The 17,042-nt window shown below is 76.5% G+C and carries 15 protein-coding genes; 10 read left to right on the top strand and 5 right to left on the bottom strand.

Translation table 11 applies throughout. The features are described from left to right. Positions 1-130: 130 nt before the first annotated feature. Entirely contained in the window at positions 131-655 is a 525-nt protein-coding gene (locus ACI79X_RS22770) for a DinB family protein (RefSeq protein WP_457027699.1), read from the bottom strand. 89 nt (positions 656-744) lie between these two features. Between ACI79X_RS22770 and ACI79X_RS22775 the strand changes: the two genes are divergently transcribed. Together ACI79X_RS22775 and ACI79X_RS22780 are read left to right on the top strand one after the other, a co-directional pair. Continuing rightward, entirely contained in the window at positions 745-1,740 is a 996-nt protein-coding gene (locus ACI79X_RS22775; RefSeq protein WP_457027700.1) for a helix-turn-helix transcriptional regulator, read from the top strand. Then, a complete protein-coding gene (locus tag ACI79X_RS22780) occupies positions 1,737-2,543 on the top strand; it encodes an SDR family oxidoreductase (protein WP_457027701.1) in 807 nt (268 codons plus the stop codon). The genes ACI79X_RS22775 and ACI79X_RS22780 overlap by 4 nt, the downstream gene beginning before the upstream one ends. Position 2,544: 1 nt before the next feature. On the opposite strand, the gene ACI79X_RS22785 is transcribed toward ACI79X_RS22780, so the two are convergent. The 3 genes from ACI79X_RS22785 to ACI79X_RS22795 all read right to left on the bottom strand — a co-directional run bounded on the left by ACI79X_RS22785 (position 2,545) and on the right by ACI79X_RS22795 (position 6,041). Further along, a complete protein-coding gene (locus tag ACI79X_RS22785; protein WP_457027702.1) occupies positions 2,545-3,939 on the bottom strand; it encodes an NAD(P)/FAD-dependent oxidoreductase in 1,395 nt (464 codons plus the stop codon). Between the two features lie 143 nt (positions 3,940-4,082). After that, positions 4,083-5,024, bottom strand: a complete 942-nt coding sequence (locus ACI79X_RS22790; protein ID WP_457027703.1) for a GGDEF domain-containing protein — start codon at positions 5,022-5,024, stop codon at positions 4,083-4,085. Positions 5,025-5,099: 75 nt separating this feature from the next. Further along, positions 5,100-6,041 (bottom strand): S1C family serine protease, encoded by a 942-nt coding sequence (locus ACI79X_RS22795; protein ID WP_457027704.1) that lies wholly within the window; start codon positions 6,039-6,041, stop codon positions 5,100-5,102. A gap of 165 nt (positions 6,042-6,206) precedes the next feature. Between ACI79X_RS22795 and ACI79X_RS22800 the strand changes: the two genes are divergently transcribed. The 3 genes from ACI79X_RS22800 to ACI79X_RS22810 are packed head-to-tail and all read left to right on the top strand — an operon-like array spanning position 6,207 to position 9,297. Further along, positions 6,207-7,340, top strand: a complete 1,134-nt coding sequence (locus ACI79X_RS22800; RefSeq protein WP_457027705.1) for a carboxylate-amine ligase — start codon at positions 6,207-6,209, stop codon at positions 7,338-7,340. Continuing rightward, positions 7,340-8,626 (top strand): erythromycin esterase family protein, encoded by a 1,287-nt coding sequence (locus ACI79X_RS22805; RefSeq protein ID WP_457027706.1) that lies wholly within the window; start codon positions 7,340-7,342, stop codon positions 8,624-8,626. Before ACI79X_RS22800 ends, ACI79X_RS22805 begins: the two co-directional genes overlap by 1 nt. Continuing rightward, the gene (locus tag ACI79X_RS22810) at positions 8,623-9,297 is read left to right on the top strand and encodes an alpha/beta hydrolase (RefSeq protein WP_457027707.1); all 675 of its coding nucleotides are present in this window, start codon (positions 8,623-8,625) and stop codon (positions 9,295-9,297) included. Before ACI79X_RS22805 ends, ACI79X_RS22810 begins: the two co-directional genes overlap by 4 nt. Positions 9,298-9,330: 33 nt before the next feature. On the opposite strand, the gene ACI79X_RS22815 is transcribed toward ACI79X_RS22810, so the two are convergent. Next, positions 9,331-10,782, bottom strand: a complete 1,452-nt coding sequence (locus ACI79X_RS22815; RefSeq protein ID WP_457027708.1) for an NAD(P)/FAD-dependent oxidoreductase — start codon at positions 10,780-10,782, stop codon at positions 9,331-9,333. 148 nt (positions 10,783-10,930) lie between these two features. On the opposite strand from ACI79X_RS22815, the gene ACI79X_RS22820 reads away from it, so the two are divergent. The 5 genes from ACI79X_RS22820 to ACI79X_RS22840 all read left to right on the top strand — a co-directional run bounded on the left by ACI79X_RS22820 (position 10,931) and on the right by ACI79X_RS22840 (position 17,005). Continuing rightward, entirely contained in the window at positions 10,931-11,638 is a 708-nt protein-coding gene (locus ACI79X_RS22820; protein ID WP_457027709.1) for an alpha/beta fold hydrolase, read from the top strand. A gap of 4 nt (positions 11,639-11,642) precedes the next feature. Next, positions 11,643-12,821, top strand: coding sequence for an ROK family protein (locus tag ACI79X_RS22825; protein ID WP_457027710.1), 1,179 nt, complete (start codon positions 11,643-11,645; stop codon positions 12,819-12,821). 250 nt (positions 12,822-13,071) lie between these two features. Further along, complete coding sequence (locus ACI79X_RS22830; RefSeq protein ID WP_457027711.1) at positions 13,072-14,679, top strand: sugar ABC transporter ATP-binding protein; 1,608 nt, start codon at positions 13,072-13,074, stop codon at positions 14,677-14,679. After that, entirely contained in the window at positions 14,676-15,842 is a 1,167-nt protein-coding gene (locus tag ACI79X_RS22835; protein ID WP_457027712.1) for an ABC transporter permease, read from the top strand. The genes ACI79X_RS22830 and ACI79X_RS22835 overlap by 4 nt, the downstream gene beginning before the upstream one ends. A 104-nt stretch (positions 15,843-15,946) precedes the next feature. Next, a complete protein-coding gene (locus ACI79X_RS22840) occupies positions 15,947-17,005 on the top strand; it encodes a substrate-binding domain-containing protein (RefSeq protein ID WP_457027713.1) in 1,059 nt (352 codons plus the stop codon). Positions 17,006-17,042: the final 37 nt, after the last annotated feature.

The raw sequence follows: 17,042 nt of genomic DNA on the forward strand, positions 1-17,042 counted from the left end.
TCGTGCGTTCGCCCGCGGGGTCACCCGTTGATCTCGCCTGCGGGGACCACATCCCCCGGGGGGCGGAGGGGGCGGCCGCCGAGCGGGACGCGGCGGCCGCCCGCGTGGCGGAGCTGGAACGGGCGCCGGGTTAGCCCATCGTCCTCTGGCCGTCGAGGGACTCCCGCAGGATGTCGGCGTGCCCGGCGTGCTGCGCGGTCTCGGCCACGATGTGCAGGAACACCCGGCGGACCGAGCGGACGGCGCTCGGCGGGAACCACGGCGCCTCGGGCAGCGGGTGGGCGGTGTCGAGGTCGAGGGTGCGCACCAGCTCGTCGGTGCGCGCGGCCACCTCGTCGTAGAGGGCGAGGACCGAGGCGAGCGTCTCGCCCGGCTGCAGCACCCAGTCGGCGCCCCAGTCCTCCGGCGACTGCTCCATCGCGGCGGTCCCGCGCACCGCGAAGTCGGCCCAGGACCGCTCGGTGACGGCGACGTGCTTGACGAGCGTGGCGAGGGTCAGCTCGCTGGCCGTGGTGCGGCGGGTGGCCTGCTCGTCGGTGAGTCCCCGCACGGTGAAGCGGAGGAAGCCGCGGTGCGCGGCCAGCGTCTCGAGCAGGTCGGCGCGCTCGGCGGAGAGGGCGGGGGAGCCGGTCGGGCTGGCGGTCGGAGCGGTCACGGGGTCCTCCTGGACGTCGTCTGCCGGTGCACCCATCGTCGGGGCGAAAGAGGACGGATCCTGTCCGCTGTGCGCGCCAGGATGGCGGTATGAGCGACCCGGCTGTCCGCACGCTCCGCCTGCTCTCGCTGCTGCAGACCCGCCGCTTCTGGTCCGGCCCCGACCTCGCCGCCCGGCTCGGCGTCTCGGTGCGCACCCTGCGGCGCGACGTCGAGCGGCTGCGCGAGCTCGGCTACCCGGTCGACGCCTCCCGCGGCACCGACGGCGGGTACGCGCTGGCCCGCGGCGCCGCGCTGCCGCCGCTGGTGCTCGACGATGACGAGGCGGTGGCGCTGGCCGTCGGGCTGCAGGCCGCCGCCGCGGGGCCGGTCGCCGGCATGGCCGAGACGTCCCTGCGGGTGCTGGCCAAGCTCGTGCAGGTGATGCCCGGGCGCCTGCGCGGCCGGGTCGAGGCGCTGCGCGCGGTGACCGTGCCGGCCGGCGTCGCCCCGGCCCCGGGCAGCCCCGACGCCGTCGACCCCGACGTGCTCACCGCCGTCGCGCTGGCCTGCCGCGACACCGAGCGGCTCGGGTTCGGCTACGCCCCGCCGGGCCGCGAGCGCGAGGAGCGGCTGGTCGAGCCGCACCGGCTCGTCGCGCTCGGCCGCCGCTGGTACCTCGTCGCGTGGGACCTCGACCGCGGCGACTGGCGGACCTTCCGGCTCGACCGGCTCGACGCCCCGCGCGGCACCGGCGCCCGCGCCGCGCCCCGCCGCTTCCCGGCCGAGGACGCGGCGGCCTGGGTGCGGGAGCGGCTGGACAAGGCGTGGGCGCGGCACGTCGTGGAGGCCGAGCTGGCCGCCCCGGCGGAGCAGGTGCGCGGGCGCATCGGCCGCTGGGCGACCGTCACCGAGGACCTCGGCGACGCCTGCCGGGTGCGGATCGAGGGCGACGACCTCGACTGGGCGACGGCCGCGCTGGTTGTGGCCGGGGTGCCGTTCACCGTGCTGTCGCCGCCGGGGTTCGCGGCCCACGTGCGCGACGTGGCCGCCCGCTGCGCCGCCGCGTCGCGGGCCGGCGCGGCCGCACCCAGCATGGGGACATGACGGAGTCAGCCGGCCGCGTCGCGGTCGTCACCGGGTCGGAGTCGGGCATCGGGCGGGCCGTCGCGGTCGCGCTCGCCGAACAGGGGTGCGACGTCGGCATCACCTGGTACCGCGACGAGGAGCACGCGCGGGCCACCGCCGAGGAGGTGCGCTCGACGGGCCGGCGCGCGGAGGTCCGGTACGTCGACCTCACGCAGCTCCCGCAGGCCGCCGGCGTCGTCGACGAGCTGGCCGAGGCGCTCGGCGGCGTCGACGTCCTGGTCAACGACGCCGGCACCGGCCACTCGACGTTGATCCTGGACACCGACTACGAGACCTGGCGCGAGGTGCTGGCCACCGACCTCGACGCGGCGTTCCTCTGCCTGCAGCGCGCCGCCCGGCGGATGGTCGACGCCGGCCGCGGCGGGCGGATCGTGAACATCACGAGCGTCCACGAGCACCAGCCGCGGGTGGGCGCGGCCGCCTACTGCGCGGCCAAGGGCGGCCTCGGCCTGCTCACCCGGGTGGCGGCGATCGAGCTCGCCGAGCACGGGATCACGGTCAACGCCGTCGCGCCGGGGGAGATCGCCACCCCGATGACCGGCCAGGAGGACGAGGACCCGGCCGCGCCCGGGCACGAGCGCCCCGGCGTCCCGGTCGGCCGGCCCGGGTACGCGCACGAGGTCGCCGCCGTCGTCGCCTTCCTCGCCTCGCCGCAGGCCTCCTACGTCACCGGGGCGTCCTACGCCGTCGACGGCGGCATGCTGCAGATGGGCCCGATGGCCGGCTCCCACATGACCTCCGACGACTGGCGCCGCCCCTGACTCAGGCGCCCAGCAGCTCCCGCAGCCGCGCGCGGTCCGGGCCCGGGACGGGAGCGGGCGGGCGCCGTTCGGCGGCGGCCACCCGCTCCCGCACCAGCGGGCGGGCCAGCACCTCGGCCAGCGGCGCCATGCACAGCCGGTACTCGACCATCGCCCGGAAGACGTCGGCGTCCTGCACCGCCGCGCCGAGGAACGCCGACAGTTCCGGGGGCGGGGGAGGCGGGGGGCGGTCCTCGCGCGCGGCGGCCATCTGCGCGAGGCGGACGCGGTCCTCGGCCAGTTGCTCCTCGACGAACGGCGCGGCGCCGCGCTCGCTCGCCTCGGCGAAGGCGGTCGCCAGCTCGGCGGGCCGGTCGAGGTGCGCGGCGACCGCCGCGCGCAGCAGCGCGGCGTGCAGCAGGCCGACCGACAGCCCCCGCCCGGCCGAGGGGTTGGTGCACGCCCACGCGTCCCCGACGGCGGCGAACCCGGTGACCACCGGCCGGCCGTCGACGACGAAGCGGCGGTGCCGGTCGAGCCCGCCGCCCATCGCCAGCACGCCGCCGAGCGCCCGCCCGTCGAGCCAGTGCGCGTGCAGCGGGCAGGCGGCGAGCACCCGGTCGAAGACGGCGCGGTCCCGCAGTGCCCGCAGCGGCCGGTCGCCGCTCTCCCCGAAGACGGTCACCGACCAGGTGCCGGCGTCGCCCACGAGCGTGAGCACCGAGATGCTGCCCAGCGGGGTGACCGGCGGGCCGAGGACGGCCGGCTCGGTGCCGCTGAGGTAGCGCGTGTAGTAGACGAACCCGGAGTCCTGCGCCCGTGCGGGCGGCGGGACGGCGCCGAGCTCGGTCAGCCACCCGGCCGAGCGGCTCCGGCGGCCGGTCGCGTCGACGACGAGGTCGGCGCGCACCTCCTCGCCGGCCGTCGTCCGGACCCCGGCGGCGTGCGGCACGCCGGCCAGCGCCGGGGTGCCGGGCAGCAGCCCCGCCACGCCCGTCCCGCGGCGGATGTCCACCCCCGGCGTCCGCTCGGCGGCCGCCGCGACGGCCGACTCGACCACGGGCCGCCGCCCGGTCACGCTGCGCAGCCGCTCGTCGCCCTCCCGCGGGGCGCGGTCGCGGACCGACGGCGGCAGCGCGGCGAGCCGGTCCACCCAGACGCAGCCGGCGTCGAGCAGCTGCCCGGTCAGCCCGGGGAGCTGCTCGTCGGCGACGGCGCGGAACCGGGCGTGCAGCGTGTGCGGCTGCCGGAACTGGGCCACGCCGCGCCGCCGCCAGCCCTCCCACGCCTCCGCCGGGGTGGCCGGGGCGCCGTCGGGGTCGGCCTCCAGCACGGTCACCGCGTGCCCGTCGCGGGCCAGCATCATCGCCGCGCACAGCCCGACGACGCTCCCGCCGCACACCACCACCGAGGCCATGACCGCCTCCTCGCCGCCGGGACCGGTGTCGCCGTAGGTTCGCCGGTGGCGGGCAGGCTCCTCCCGCGGGGCGCGGGGGCGGAACGGGACCGGGCGCGTTCCCGGCGACGGCGCCGCGGTCGGTGGCGCGCCGGTACGCAGGGTCAGTCGACGCGCGTGCGGTGCGAGCGGGCCGCCTTCTCGCGGTAGAGCGCCGCGTCGGCGCGCGCGAGCAGCCCGGTGAGCCCGTCGCCGGGACGGGCGGTCGCCGTGCCGGCCGACCAGGCGCCGGCCGAGACCGCGCGCAGGCGCAGCAGCAGTTCCGCCGCGGCCGGGGCGTCGCTGCCGGGCAGCACGAGGGCGAACTCGTCGCCGCCGAGCCGGCCGAGCAGGTCCGAGCGGCGCAGCTCGCGCCGCCAGGCCGTGGCCAGCGAGCACAGCAGCGCGTCGCCGGCCGCGTGGCCGGCGGTGTCGTTGACGGCCTTGAAGCCGTCGAGGTCGAGCAGCACGACCGTGACCGGCTCCCCGGCGCGCTCGGACGTGGCGAGCAGCCGCTCGGCGCCGTCCTCCCACGCGCGGCGGTTCGCCACGCCGGTGAGCGGGTCGGTGCCCGCGGTGCGCCGCAGCGCGCCGGTCTGGCGCACCTGCGCCTCGGTGAGCACGACGGTGGTGACGACGGCGGTCAGCCACGGGGCGAGGGGACCCGACGGGGCCGCGGCCAGCACGCCGGCCGACACGGTGGCGACCGCGCCGAGGACGTGCAGCCGCGCCTGCACGGGCGGGAGGACGTGGCCGGCGAGCACGCCGAGCGCGACGAGCGCGGGGCCGAGCCCGACGACGCCGACCGCGGTGACCGACTGCCAGGCCAGCACGGCGGTGAGCACGGCCAGCAGCGCGAGCCCGGCGTGCACGGCGGCCACCGGCAGCCGGTCGCGGCCGAGTTCGAAGGCGCCGGCGAGCAGGCCGCCCACGACGGCGAGGACGGCGAGCAGGGCCACGGGCGTGCGCGCGGACATCGGCCACAGCGCACCGAGGGCGCACAGCGCCGCGGCGCAGCCGTACAGCAGCGCGAGCAGGCGCAGCCCGCTCCTGCGGTCGCCGGTCACCGGTCTCCCTCCCTCACGGGGGGAGCATCGTCACCTGCCCGGGCGCTCCTGAGGAGACCCCACCCGCACGGGTGGTCAGCCGGTGAGCTCCGTGGGCACGGCGATGACGTCGACCATCGCGCCGCGTCGGTACACCGTCACGGGCAGTGACTGCCCGACGGCCTCGGCGAACAGCAGCCGCTGCAGGCTCTGCGCCTCGGCCACCGGCGCGCGCCCGGCCTCGAGCACCAGGTCGCCCGGCCGCAGGCCGGCCCGGTCGGCCGGTGACCCGGCGACGACGTCGACCACGCGCAGCCCCCGCCGCCGGCCGGTGCGCGCGACGAGCTCCGCGGGCAGCGGGGCGGGGCTGCTGACCAGGCCCAGGTAGGCCCGCCGCACCCGGCCGTCGCGGACGAGGGTGTCGATGATCCGGCGGGTGGTGTCGTTGACCGGGACCGCGAGACCCAGCCCCCACCCGGCGACGGCGGTGTTGATGCCGACCACCCGGCTCGCGGAGTCGGCGAGCGCGCCGCCGGAGTTGCCGGGGTTCAGCGCGGCGTCGGTCTGGATGACGTCCTCGACCACCCGGGCGGTCCGCCCGTCCCGCGTGGGCAGCGACCGGCCCAGGCCGCTGACGACGCCGGCGGTCACCGACCCGGCCAGGCCCAGCGGGTTGCCGACGGCGACGACGAGCTGGCCGACCCGCAGCCGCCCGGCGTCGCCGAGCACCGCGGGCTCGGGCGCCCCGGCGGTGGCGCGGACGACGGCGAGATCCGACAGCGGGTCGGTGCCCACCACCTCCACCGGCGTCTCGGTGCCGTCGCCGAACACGGCCCGCCCGGCGCGGGCGCGGCCGACGACGTGCGCGTTGGTGAGCAGCAGCCCGTCACCGGGGACGACGACCGCGGAGCCCGCGCCCGAGCGCCCGTCGGGCCCGGTGACCTGCAGTGCGGCGACGTGCGGGGTGAGGTCGGCGGCCACCGCGGTGACCACCTGCGAGTAGGCGTCCAGCGCCGCGTCGGTGTCCGGTCGGGTCACGGCGCACCTCCTGGGGTCGATTACACCGTTACAGCGACCAGTGGACGCCTCCGGCGGGGCGCGGGGCCACCCTCCCGGCTACGCCCAGAGCGATCACCGCGCGGTGGCGGGTGCGCGGCCGTAGCGTCGGCCTCCCCGGCGACCCCCACGGCACCCAGGAGCGGCGTGTCCACCGAGCAGTCCCCGCCCGACCGCGCCGTCGGGCGCACCCTCGGCGTCGAGGAGGAGTTCCACCTCGTCGCCCCCGGCACCCTCGACCTCACCCCCGGGCCGGCCGCCGCGGCCGCGGCCCTCGCCGGGGAGGCCGGCCCGCTGGTGCACCCGGAGATCGCCACCACGCAGCTGGAGACCGCGAGCGGCGTGTGCACCACGCTCGCGGAGGTGCGCGCCGACCTCGTCGCCGGGCGCGCCCAGGCCGCCGCGGCCGCCGCCCGCGACGGGCTGGTGCTGCTGCCGGCCTCCACCCACCCGTGGGACTCCTGGCACACCATGCCGGTGACGCCGGGGGAGCGGTACGAGGCGATGGTCGACCGCTGGGCGGGCCTCGCGCGGCAGCAGGACATCTGCGGCTGCCACGTGCACGTCGGCGTCCCCGACCTCGACACCGCCGTCGCCGTCCTCGACCGCGCCCGGCCCTACGTCCCGGTGCTGCTCGCGATGACCGGCAGCTCGCCGTTCCACGACGGCGTCGACACCGGCTACGAGTCCTGGCGCACGCTGTGGTGGACCCGCTTCCCGCACGCCGGCGCCCCGGAGCCGCTCGGCGACGCCGACGGCTACCGCCGCGTGCTGGCCGGCCTGGTCGCCTCCGGCGTGGTGGCCGACGGCTCGCACCTGTACTGGGACGTCCGTCCGTCGGCCCGGCTGCCCACGATCGAGTTCCGGCTGGCCGACGTGTGCACCACCGTCGACGACGCCGTGCTGCACGCGGCGCTGGTCCGCTCCCTGGTGCGGGTCCTCGCCGGCCGCGCCGAGCGGGGCGAGCCGGTGCCCGAGGTGCGGGCCGAGCACCTGCGTGCGGCCCGCTGGCGGGCGGCGCGGGAGGGCCTCGGCGGCCGGCTGTTCGACCCGCTGCGCCTCGAGCTGGTCGACGCCGGCGCCGCCGTGCAGGGACTGCTGGCCGAGCTCGAGGCCGACCTCGCCGACGCCGGCGAGTGGGACGAGGTCACCGCGCTGGTGCAGGACCTGCTCGGGCGGGGTACCTCGGCGGCGCGGCAGCGGAGCACCTGGCTGCGCACGGGCGACCGCCGGGCGGTCGCGGAGTGGGTCGTCCGCGAGGGGGCGGCCGGGAGGGCCTGATGGACCCCGACGACGTCCGGCGGCTCGCGCTGCCCCTGCGCGACCCCGCCGACCTGGACCCGCTGCTCGACCGGATCGGCGACGCGCGCGTCGTGGCCGTCGGCGAGGCCAGCCACGGCACGCACGAGTACTACGCCTGGCGGTCGGCGCTCACGCGCCGGCTGGTGGAGGAGCGCGGCTCCGGGCTGGTGGCCGTCGAGGGCGACTGGCCCGACTGCCGCCGGGTGGACCGCAGCGTGCGGCTGCTGCCGGGCGGGGCCGCCGACCCGCGGGACGCCCTGGACGCCATCGACCGGTGGCCGACCTGGATGTGGGCCAACGACGACGTCGTCGACTTCACCCGGTGGCTGCGCGGGGTCAACGCCGGGCGCCCGGAGCCGGAGCGGGTCGCCTTCGCCGGGCTCGACGTCTACAGCCTGTGGGACTCCATGCACGAGCTGCTGGCCTGGCTGGAGGAGCACGAGCCCGGCCACGTGGCCGCCGCCCGGCGGGCGCTGCACTGCTTCGAGCCGTTCGGGGAGGACGGCGCCGAGTACGCCTTCGCCACCCGGTTCGCGCCCAGCACCTGCGAGGAGACCGTCGTCGAGCTGCTCCGCCGGCTGTGCGAGGAGCGCGGCGGTGCCGGGACGGCCGACGACGCCGACGACCGCTTCGGCGCCGAGCAGAACGCCGCGGTCGTGGCGGGTGCCGAGCGCTACTACCGGGCGATGGTCGGCAGCTCGGCGGAGTCCTGGAACGTCCGCGACGAGCACATGGCCGACACCCTCGACCGGCTGCTCGGGCACACCGGCACGAAGGCGGTGGTCTGGGAGCACAACACGCACGTCGGCGACGCGCGGGCCACCGACATGGCCGACGCCGGCATGACGAACGTCGGGCAGCTGCTGCGCGAGCGGTACGGCACGGGGGACGTCGTCCTGGTCGGGTTCGCCGGCCACCGCGGCGGCGTGGTCGCCGGCCGGGAGTGGGGCGCGCAGATGGAGCGGATGGCCGTGCCCGCGGCGCGGGAGGGCAGCCTGGAGGCGCTGCTGCACGAGGAGGTCGGCCGGGATGCGCTGGTCGTCGTCCCGCGCGGCGACCGGCCGGCCTGGCTGGACCGGCGGCTCGGGCACCGGGCGATCGGCGTCGTCTACCGGCCCGAGCGGGAGCGGTGGGGCAACTACGTGCCCACGGTGACCGGCGACCGGTACGACGCCCTGCTCTACCTCGAGGACACGACGCCGCTGCAGCCGCTGCACCTCGAGCGCCCGGACGAGCACGTGCCCCCGCCGGGGCACCCGGAGTGACCCGGCCCGCGGCGCAGGGCCGCCTCGACAGCCGGCCCGGCGCCGGCCCGGCCGGCCCGCCGCTGCCGGCCGGCGTCACCCGCCTGGACCTCGGCGGGGCGGCCGAGGCGCTGGTCCGGGTGCCCGAGGGCACCGGAACGCGCCCGCTGCTGGTGTTCTGCCACGGCGCCGGCGGGGACGCCGCGCAGTCGCTGGCCGCGGTCGGCGACGTCGCCGCGGCCCGCGGGGTGGCGGTGCTCGCCACCTCCTCGGTGGCCACCACCTGGGACCTCATCGCCGGCGGGCTCGGCCGCGACGTCGCCGTCCTCGACGCCGCGCTCGACGCCCTCGCGGCGCGGCTGCCGGTGTCCCGGCTGGCGCTGGGCGGGTTCTCCGACGGCGCCTCGTACGCGCTGTCGCTGGGGCTGGCCAACGGCGACCTGTTCGAGGCGCTGCTCGCCTTCTCGCCCGGCTTCGCGGCGCCGCCGGGCCGCACGGGCCGGCCCCGGGTGTGGATCGCCCACGGCACCGCCGACCGGGTGCTGCCGGTGGACCGCTGCGGCCGGCGGGTGTCGCACGCCCTGTCGGCCGCCGGCTACGACGTCACCTACGACGAGTTCGCCGGCGGCCACGTGGTGACGCCGGAGCTGGTGGACGCCGCGCTGCGGACGTGGCTCGGCCCGCCCGGCTGAGGCCGGACGGGCCGAGGGGAGGGGCGGTGCGGCTCAGGCGGTGCGGCGGCCGACCAGGTCGTGCTGCTGGTCGGGGTTGACGTCGTCGGGCGTGTGCGGGTGGTCCTTGGGCCCGCCGGTCTTCGACGTGGCGAAGCCCTCGCCGAGCTTCTCCAGCGCGAGCCGCCCGTAGACCTGCTGCTGGGTGGCGACCCGCTGGGAGCGGCCGCGGCCCAGGAAGCTGACCATCCAGTGCAGCACCGTGGTGACCCGGCTCTTGAAGCCGATGATGTAGAAGAGGTGCACCACCAGCCAGATCACCCAGGCGATGAAGCCCTCGAACTTGAGGTTCTTGATGTCGGCGACCGCGGAGAACCGCGAGATCGTCGCCATGTTGCCCTTGTCGCGGTACTTGAACGGCGGCTTCGGCTCGCGGCCGGTGATCCGCCGCTTGATCGCGTCGGCGGCGTAGCGGCCGCCCTGGATGGCCACCTGGGCGACGCCGGGCAGCTTGTCGGGGTGGTTGGCCATGTCGCCGACGACGTGGATCTCCGGGTGGCCCGGCAGCGTGAGGTCCGGCTGCACCGAGATGCGGCCGGCGCGGTCGACCTCGGCGCCGGTGGCGTCGCCGAGCAGCCGGCCGAGCGGGGAGGCCTGCACGCCGGCGGCCCACACCTTGGTCGCGGCGGTGATGCGGCGCAGCTGGCCGTCGGAGTCCTTGACGGTCAGGCCGTCGGCGTCGAGGTCGGTGACCAGCGCGCCGAGCTGCACCTCGACGCCGATCTCGTTGAGGTGCCGGCGGGCCTTCTCGCCCAGCTTCGGCCCGAACGGCGGCAGCACCTGCGGGGCGCCGTCGAGCAGGATGATGCGGGCCCGCTCGGGGTCGATGTTGCGGAAGTCGCGGCGCAGCGTGCGGTGCGCGAGTTCGGCGATCTGGCCGGCCATCTCGACACCGGTGGGGCCGGCGCCGACGACGACGAAGGTCATCAGCCGGTCGACCTCGGCCGGGTCGGTGGCGAGCTCGGCGAGCTCGAAGGCGCCGAAGATGCGGCCGCGCAGCTCGAGGGCGTCGTCGACGCTCTTCATGCCGGGGGCGAACTCCGCGAAGCGGTCGTTGCCGAAGTAGGACTGCCCGGCGCCGGCGGCGACGATCAGCTCGTCGTAGGGGTGGACCGTCGTGCGGCCGAGGATGGTCGAGGTGACCGTGCGGGCGTCGACGTCGATGTCCACGACCTCGCCGAGGACGACCCGCGCGTTCTTCTGGTGGCGCAGCACCTCGCGGGTGGCCGGGGCGATCTCGCCCTCGGACAGGATCCCGGTGGCCACCTGGTACAGCAGCGGCTGGAACAGGTGGTGACTGGTCTTGCCGATGACCGTGACGTCGACGTCGGCGTTGCGCAGTGCCTTCGCGGCGAACAGGCCACCGAAGCCGGATCCGACGATCACCACCCGCGGCCGTCCGGTCGAGGGGCTGCCGGGGGCGCTGGGCGCAGGTGATGTCGTCATGATGACTGATCCTCTCCCGTCGGAGGGTCCGTTGTCCTGTGGCGGGCCGGTCGGGGAGGTGATCCCCGTCACGGCGCCGCCGGCTCGCTGGTCGGTTCGCCGGTCGGTCCGCTCGCGACTCCCGGTCCCACCCGGTACAACCGTGCCGGTGCCCGTCGTCATCCCCCGGGTGGTGCTGGTCCCGGGGCTCGGACTGGACCGGCGGTCGTGGTCGCGACTGCGCCGGCGGGTGCCCGCCGACGTGGTGCTCCTACCCGGGATGGGGCGGTCTGCACCTGTCCCGTCGCTCGACGAGCTCGCCGCCGCGCTCCGGGCGCGCCTCGGGGAGGGCCCGGTGGTCCTCGTCGGGCACAGCCAGGGCTGCCAGGTGGCCGCCGCGGCCGCCGTCGACCCGCGGGTGGCGGGCGTCGTGCTGCTCGGCCCGTCGACCGACCCGCGGCTGCGCCGGGCGCGCGTCCTGGCGGGCGCGTGGCTGCGGACGGCGCTGCGCGAGCCGTGGTGGCAGGTGCCGCTGATCGTGGCCCAGTGGCTGACCACCGGGCCGCGGGCGATGCGCGCGCTGTGGCGGGAGAGCAGCCCCGACCGCATCGACGGCCGGCTGCGCGCGGTGGCCGTGCCGGTGGCCGTCGTCCGCGGCACCCGGGACCGGCTGTGCGACGCCGCCTGGGCCGCGCGGGTGGCCACCGCGGCACCCCGCGGGCGGGTCGTCGAGGTGCCCGGCGCGGCGCACATGACGCCGCAGACCCACCCCGGCGCCGTGGCCGCCGTGCTGCGTGAGGCGGTGGCGCGGGCGACCCGGCCGGGCGAACCGGCGTCGTCGGAGACCCGGGACCGGGGGAGAGGCGTGCCACCATGACCGCATGGCCACCTCCTCCGCCTCGGCCGGCGCGCTGCTGCACCACGTGCGCACCGGCCGCGCGCGGAGCCGGGCAGAGCTCGTCGCGCTGACCGGCGCGGCCCGCAACACCGTCAGCGCGCGGGTCGACCAGCTCATCGCCGCCGGCCTGCTCGAGGAGGGCGGCCGCGGCTGGAGCACCGGCGGGCGCCCGCCCACGCTGCTGCGCTTCAACAGCGCCGCCGGCTGCGTGCTCGCCGTCGACCTGGGCGTCACCAGCGTCGACGTCGCCGTCACCGACCTGTCCGCCCAGGTGCTGGCCACCGTCGGGCACCCCATCGACATCGCCGAGGGACCCCGGCCCGTGCTCGCCGAGGTCGACCGGCTGGCCCAGCAGGTGCTCGCCGAGGCGGGGCTCGGCCCGGCCGACGTCTGCGCCGTGGGCGTCGGCGTCCCCGGGCCCGTCGAGTTCTCGACCGGCCGGCCCTCCCACCCGCCGATCATGCCCGGCTGGCACGACTTTCCGATCCCGAGCGCCTTCGGCCGCTACGAGTGCCCGGTGTTCGTCGACAACGACGTCAACGTGATGGCGCTGGGGGAGATGGGCGTCGCCGGGTCCGACCAGGACGTGCTCGTCGTCAAGGTCGGCACCGGCATCGGCTGCGGGATCATCGTCGAGGGCGGCGTGTACCGCGGCGCCCAGGGCAGCGCCGGCGACATCGGGCACATCCACGTGCCGTCGGCCGACGGCACCGAGGTGGTCTGCCGCTGCGGGCAGCTCAACTGTCTCGAGGCGATCGCCGGCGGCACGGCCCTGCTGCGCGACGCGCAGGCCGCCGGGCTCCCGGTCACCACCACCCGCGAGGTGGTCGAGCGCGCCGCGCTGGGCGACGGCCAGGCGCTCGAGCTGGTCCGCCGCGCCGGCCGCACGATCGGCACGGTGCTCGCCGCGCTGGTCAACTTCTTCAACCCGCACCGCATCGTGATGACCGGAGGGGTGGCGCGGGCCGGCGTCCCGCTGCTGGCCGGCATCCGCGAGGCCGTCTACGCGCGCTCCATGCCGCTGGCCGCCCGCGCGCTGGAGATCACCGTCAGCGACGCCCCCGACCTCTCCGGCCGGGTGGGCGCCGCGCTCATGGCCATCGAGGGCTACCTCGACGAGGACTCGGTCTCCCAGGCCCTCACCCGCGCGCTCGCCCGCTGACCCGGGCCGCCGCCGTCGCCCCGGGACCCCACCCGGCCATCACCCCCGCCGTCGCACCGTCGCGGCTCGCGGCGGGCTGTTTCATCGCGATTCGGTAACCGCCCGATCGGGACCTTGACCGACGTGTGAGTGGCCTCATACGTTCTGCCCTCAGCGGACTAATGGTCAACGATGAGCAGAAGTCGGGAGGTGACGTCGTGGTCCACCGGACGCGACGACCGACCGCCGGCGGTACCCGGGCGGTCGCCCGGTGACGGCGCCGGCACAGGAGGCAGTGCTGCGCGGTGCGCCGCTGCTGGAGATGCAGGGCATCGTCAAGACCTTCCCGGGCGTCCGGGCCCTCGGCGGCGTCGACCTCGACGTGCGGGCCGGCGAGGTGCACTGCCTGCTCGGCCAGAACGGCGCGGGCAAGTCGACGCTGATCAAGGTCCTGGCCGGTGCCCACCAGCCCGACGAGGGCGCGATCACCTGGCAGGGCGAGCGGGTGGTGCTCGGCGACCCGCAGGCCGCCCTGCGGCTGGGGATCGCCACGATCTACCAGGAGCTCGACCTCGTGTCCGGGCTCACCGTGGCGGACAACGTCTTCCTCGGCCGCGAGCAGGCCCGCATGGGCTTCGTCCGGCCCGGCGAGATCAACCGGCGGGCGGCGGCGCTGCTCACCCGGCTCGGCCACCCGGAGATCCGTCCGTCGGCGGAGGTCGGCTCGCTCTCGGCGGCCTCGCAGCAGATGGTGAGCATCGCGCGGGCGCTGTCGCAGGACGCGCGGCTGATCATCATGGACGAGCCGTCCGCGGTGCTCGACAACGAGGAGGTGGAGCGGCTCTTCGCCGTCATCCGCGACCTCACCGCCGAGGGCGTCGCCATCGTCTACATCTCCCACCGGCTCGAGGAGATCCGCGAGATCGGCGACCGGATCACCGTCATCAAGGACGGCCGCACCGTCGCCACCGGCCTGCCGGCCCGGGAGACCCCGACCCGCGAGGTCATCACGCTGATGACCGGCCGGGACATCGAGTACGTCTTCCCCGAGCGGCGCACCCCCGTCGCGGCGGGCACCGCGCCGCTGCTCGAGGTCGAGGACCTCGGCCTGCGCGGCTCGTTCTCCGACGTCTCCTTCGCCGTCCGCCCGGGCGAGATCGTCGGCCTGGCCGGCCTCGTCGGGTCCGGCCGCTCCGAGATCCTCGAGACCGTCTACGGCGCCCGCCGGGCGACGTCGGGCGTCGTGCGGGTCGGCGGCCGGGTGCTGCGCCGCGGCGACGTCGGCGCCGCGGTGGCCGCCGGCATCGGCCTGGCCCCCGAGGAGCGCAAGAGCCAGGCGCTGCTGCTCGGCGAGTCGGTCGCCAACAACATCAGCATCTCCAGCCTGGCCCGCTTCGCCCGCGGCGGCTTCGTCGCCCGGGCCGCCGAGCGCACCGCCGCCCGCGAGCAGGTCCGGTCGCTGGACGTGCGCCCGGCCGACGAGACCCGCGAGGTGCGCACCCTGTCCGGCGGCAACCAGCAGAAGGTCGTGCTGGCCCGCTGGCTGCTGCGCGACTGCCGGGTGCTGCTGCTCGACGAACCCACCCGCGGCGTCGACGTCGGCGCCCGCTCCGAGATCTACGCGCTGGTGCGCGACCTCGCCGACCGCGGCGTCGCCGTCGTCGTCGTCTCCAGCGAGATCCCCGAGGTCCTGGGCCTCGCCGACCGGGTCCTCGTCGTCGCCGAGGGCCGGGTGCTGGCCGAGGAGCCGGCCGGCGCCCTCGACGAGCACCGCGTGCTCGACCTGGTCATGCAGGGGACCACCACGCACGGCGTCGCGCCGGAACTCCACCACACGACAGGCGCCGGGACGGCGCGGCACGAAGGGACCGGAGCATGAGCGAGGGCAGCACCGCCCTGACGGCGGGGACGGGCAAGTCCGACGCCGACCGCGGGGGGAGCCGCTCCGGCGGCCTGATGGCCGGTCCGCTGGGCCGCAACCTGGGCCTGGTCGTCGCGCTGGTCATCCTGTGCATCGTCGGCATCGCCACCGCCGGCGACCGGTTCGCCGACGTCGACAACATCCTGACCATCCTGCGGCTGGCCTCGGTCATCGGCGTGGTCAGCATCGGCATGACGTTCGTGATCATCGGTGGCGGCATCGACCTGTCGGTCGGCGCGCTGGTCGCCCTGTCCTCGATCTGGGCCACCACGCTGGCCACCCAGCAGATGGCCGAGGACACCCACTGGATCGTCATGGTGTTCACGGCCGTCGTCGTCGGCGCCGTCGCGGGGTTGGTCAACGGCCTGGTGATCGCCTACGGCAAGCTCGCCGCCTTCATCGCCACGCTGGCCATGCTCACCGCCGCCCGCGGCCTGGCCGAGATCATCGCCAACCGGCGCACGCAGATCGTCCGGGACCGCGACTTCCTGGCCTTCTTCTCCGGCGACGTCCTCGGCATCCCGACCCTGGTGATCATCTTCGCGCTGGTCGCCGTCGCCGGGTGGGTGCTGCTCAACCGGACCACCTTCGGCCGGCGCACCTTCGCCGTCGGCGGCAACGCCGAGGCCGCCCGCCTCGCCGGCATCCGGGTGCAGCGGCACACCGTCAAGCTCTACGTGCTCTCGGGCGTCTGCTGCGGCATCGCCGCCGTCATGCTCATGGCGCGGACGACGACGGGCAGCTCGACGCACGGCACGCTCTACGAGCTCGACGCCATCGCCGCGGTCGTCATCGGCGGCACGCTGCTCATCGGCGGCCGCGGCACGATCGTCGGCACCGTCATCGGCGTCCTCGTGTTCGAGACGCTCGGGAACATCTTCACGCTCAACAACCTGTCGAGCTCGGCCCAGGCCGTGGCGACCGGCGTGATCATCGTCCTCGCCGTCCTGCTGCAGCAGCGCCTGGCCACCGGCGGCTTCAGCTTCCGCCGGCCCTCCTCCGGGGGCTCCGCCGGCGGGCCCGTCCTGAGCGGCGCCCCGTCGGGCGCGGTCTCCGGCGGCACCACCGCCGACGGCGGCCCGGGCGGCGGCCGCCCGGCCCCCACCGGCAAGACCCTCTGACACCCGGCGCGCTCCGGCGCGCCGGACCGCACCACCCACCGGGCGCCCGCCCGGTGGCGGACCCACCCGGCTCCCGGACAGGGGGCGACACCTGAGGAGACAGCATGTCTGCAACGAGGCAGCGTCCGTTCCGCCGCCTGCCGTACGCCACGGTCGCCCTGCTCAGCGCAGGCGTCCTCGTGGCCGGCTGCACCAGCAACACCCCGGAGGACTCCGGTAGCGGCGGCGGTGGCGGGAACCAGGCCGCCAGCGACAACGACGAGACCGGTGACACCGTCACCATCGGCTTCTCGGCGCCGGCCGCCGACCACGGCTGGATGGCCGGCATCACCGAGGCCGCCCGCGCCGAGGCCGAGCGGTACGAGGACGTCGAGCTGGTGGTCGCGGAGGGCACCAACGACGTCAGCACGCAGATCAGCCAGGTCGAGACCTTCATCAACGACGGCGTCGACGCGATCGTGCTGCTGCCCTTCGACGGCGCGGCGATGACCCCGGTCGCGCTGCAGGCGATGGAGGCCGGCATCCCGGTCATCAACGTCGACCGCGAGTTCGACAGCCCGTTCGCCGCCCGCACCACGATCCTCGGCGACAACTACGGCATGGGCGTCTCGGCCGGCACCTACATCTGCGAGCAGCTGGGCGACAACCCCGACGCCGTCGTCGCGGAGATCGCCGGCATCGACTCGCTGCCGCTGACCCAGGACCGCAGCCAGGGCTTCGCCGACGCGCTGTCGGAGTGCGGCCTCGACGTCGACAACCGCGTCGCCGCCGACTTCACCGTCGAGGGCGGCGAGGAGGCGGCCTCCAACCTGCTCCAGGCCGCCCCGCAGATCGACGCCATCTGGAACCACGACGACGACCAGGGCGTCGGCGTCCTGGCCGCCATCGAGAGCGCCGGCCGCGACGAGTTCTTCATGGTCGGCGGCGCCGGCTCGGCCAACGCCATGCGGGCGATCCAGGAGGGCAACTCCGTCCTCCAGGCGACGGTCATCTACCCGTCGACCCAGGCCGCCGACGGCGTGCGCCTGGCCCGCCTCATCGCGCAGGACAAGGCCCTCTCCGACCTCGTCGAGGTCGAGATCCCGCGGCAGATCGTGCTGAACGCGCCGGTCGTCACCGCGGACAACGTCGACCAGTACATCGACACCGCCTTCGAGTCCTGAGCCACCCGGGGCGGGGCCGCCCGACCGCGGCGGCCCC

The sequence above is a fragment of the Geodermatophilus sp. SYSU D01119 genome, assembly GCF_054049975.1.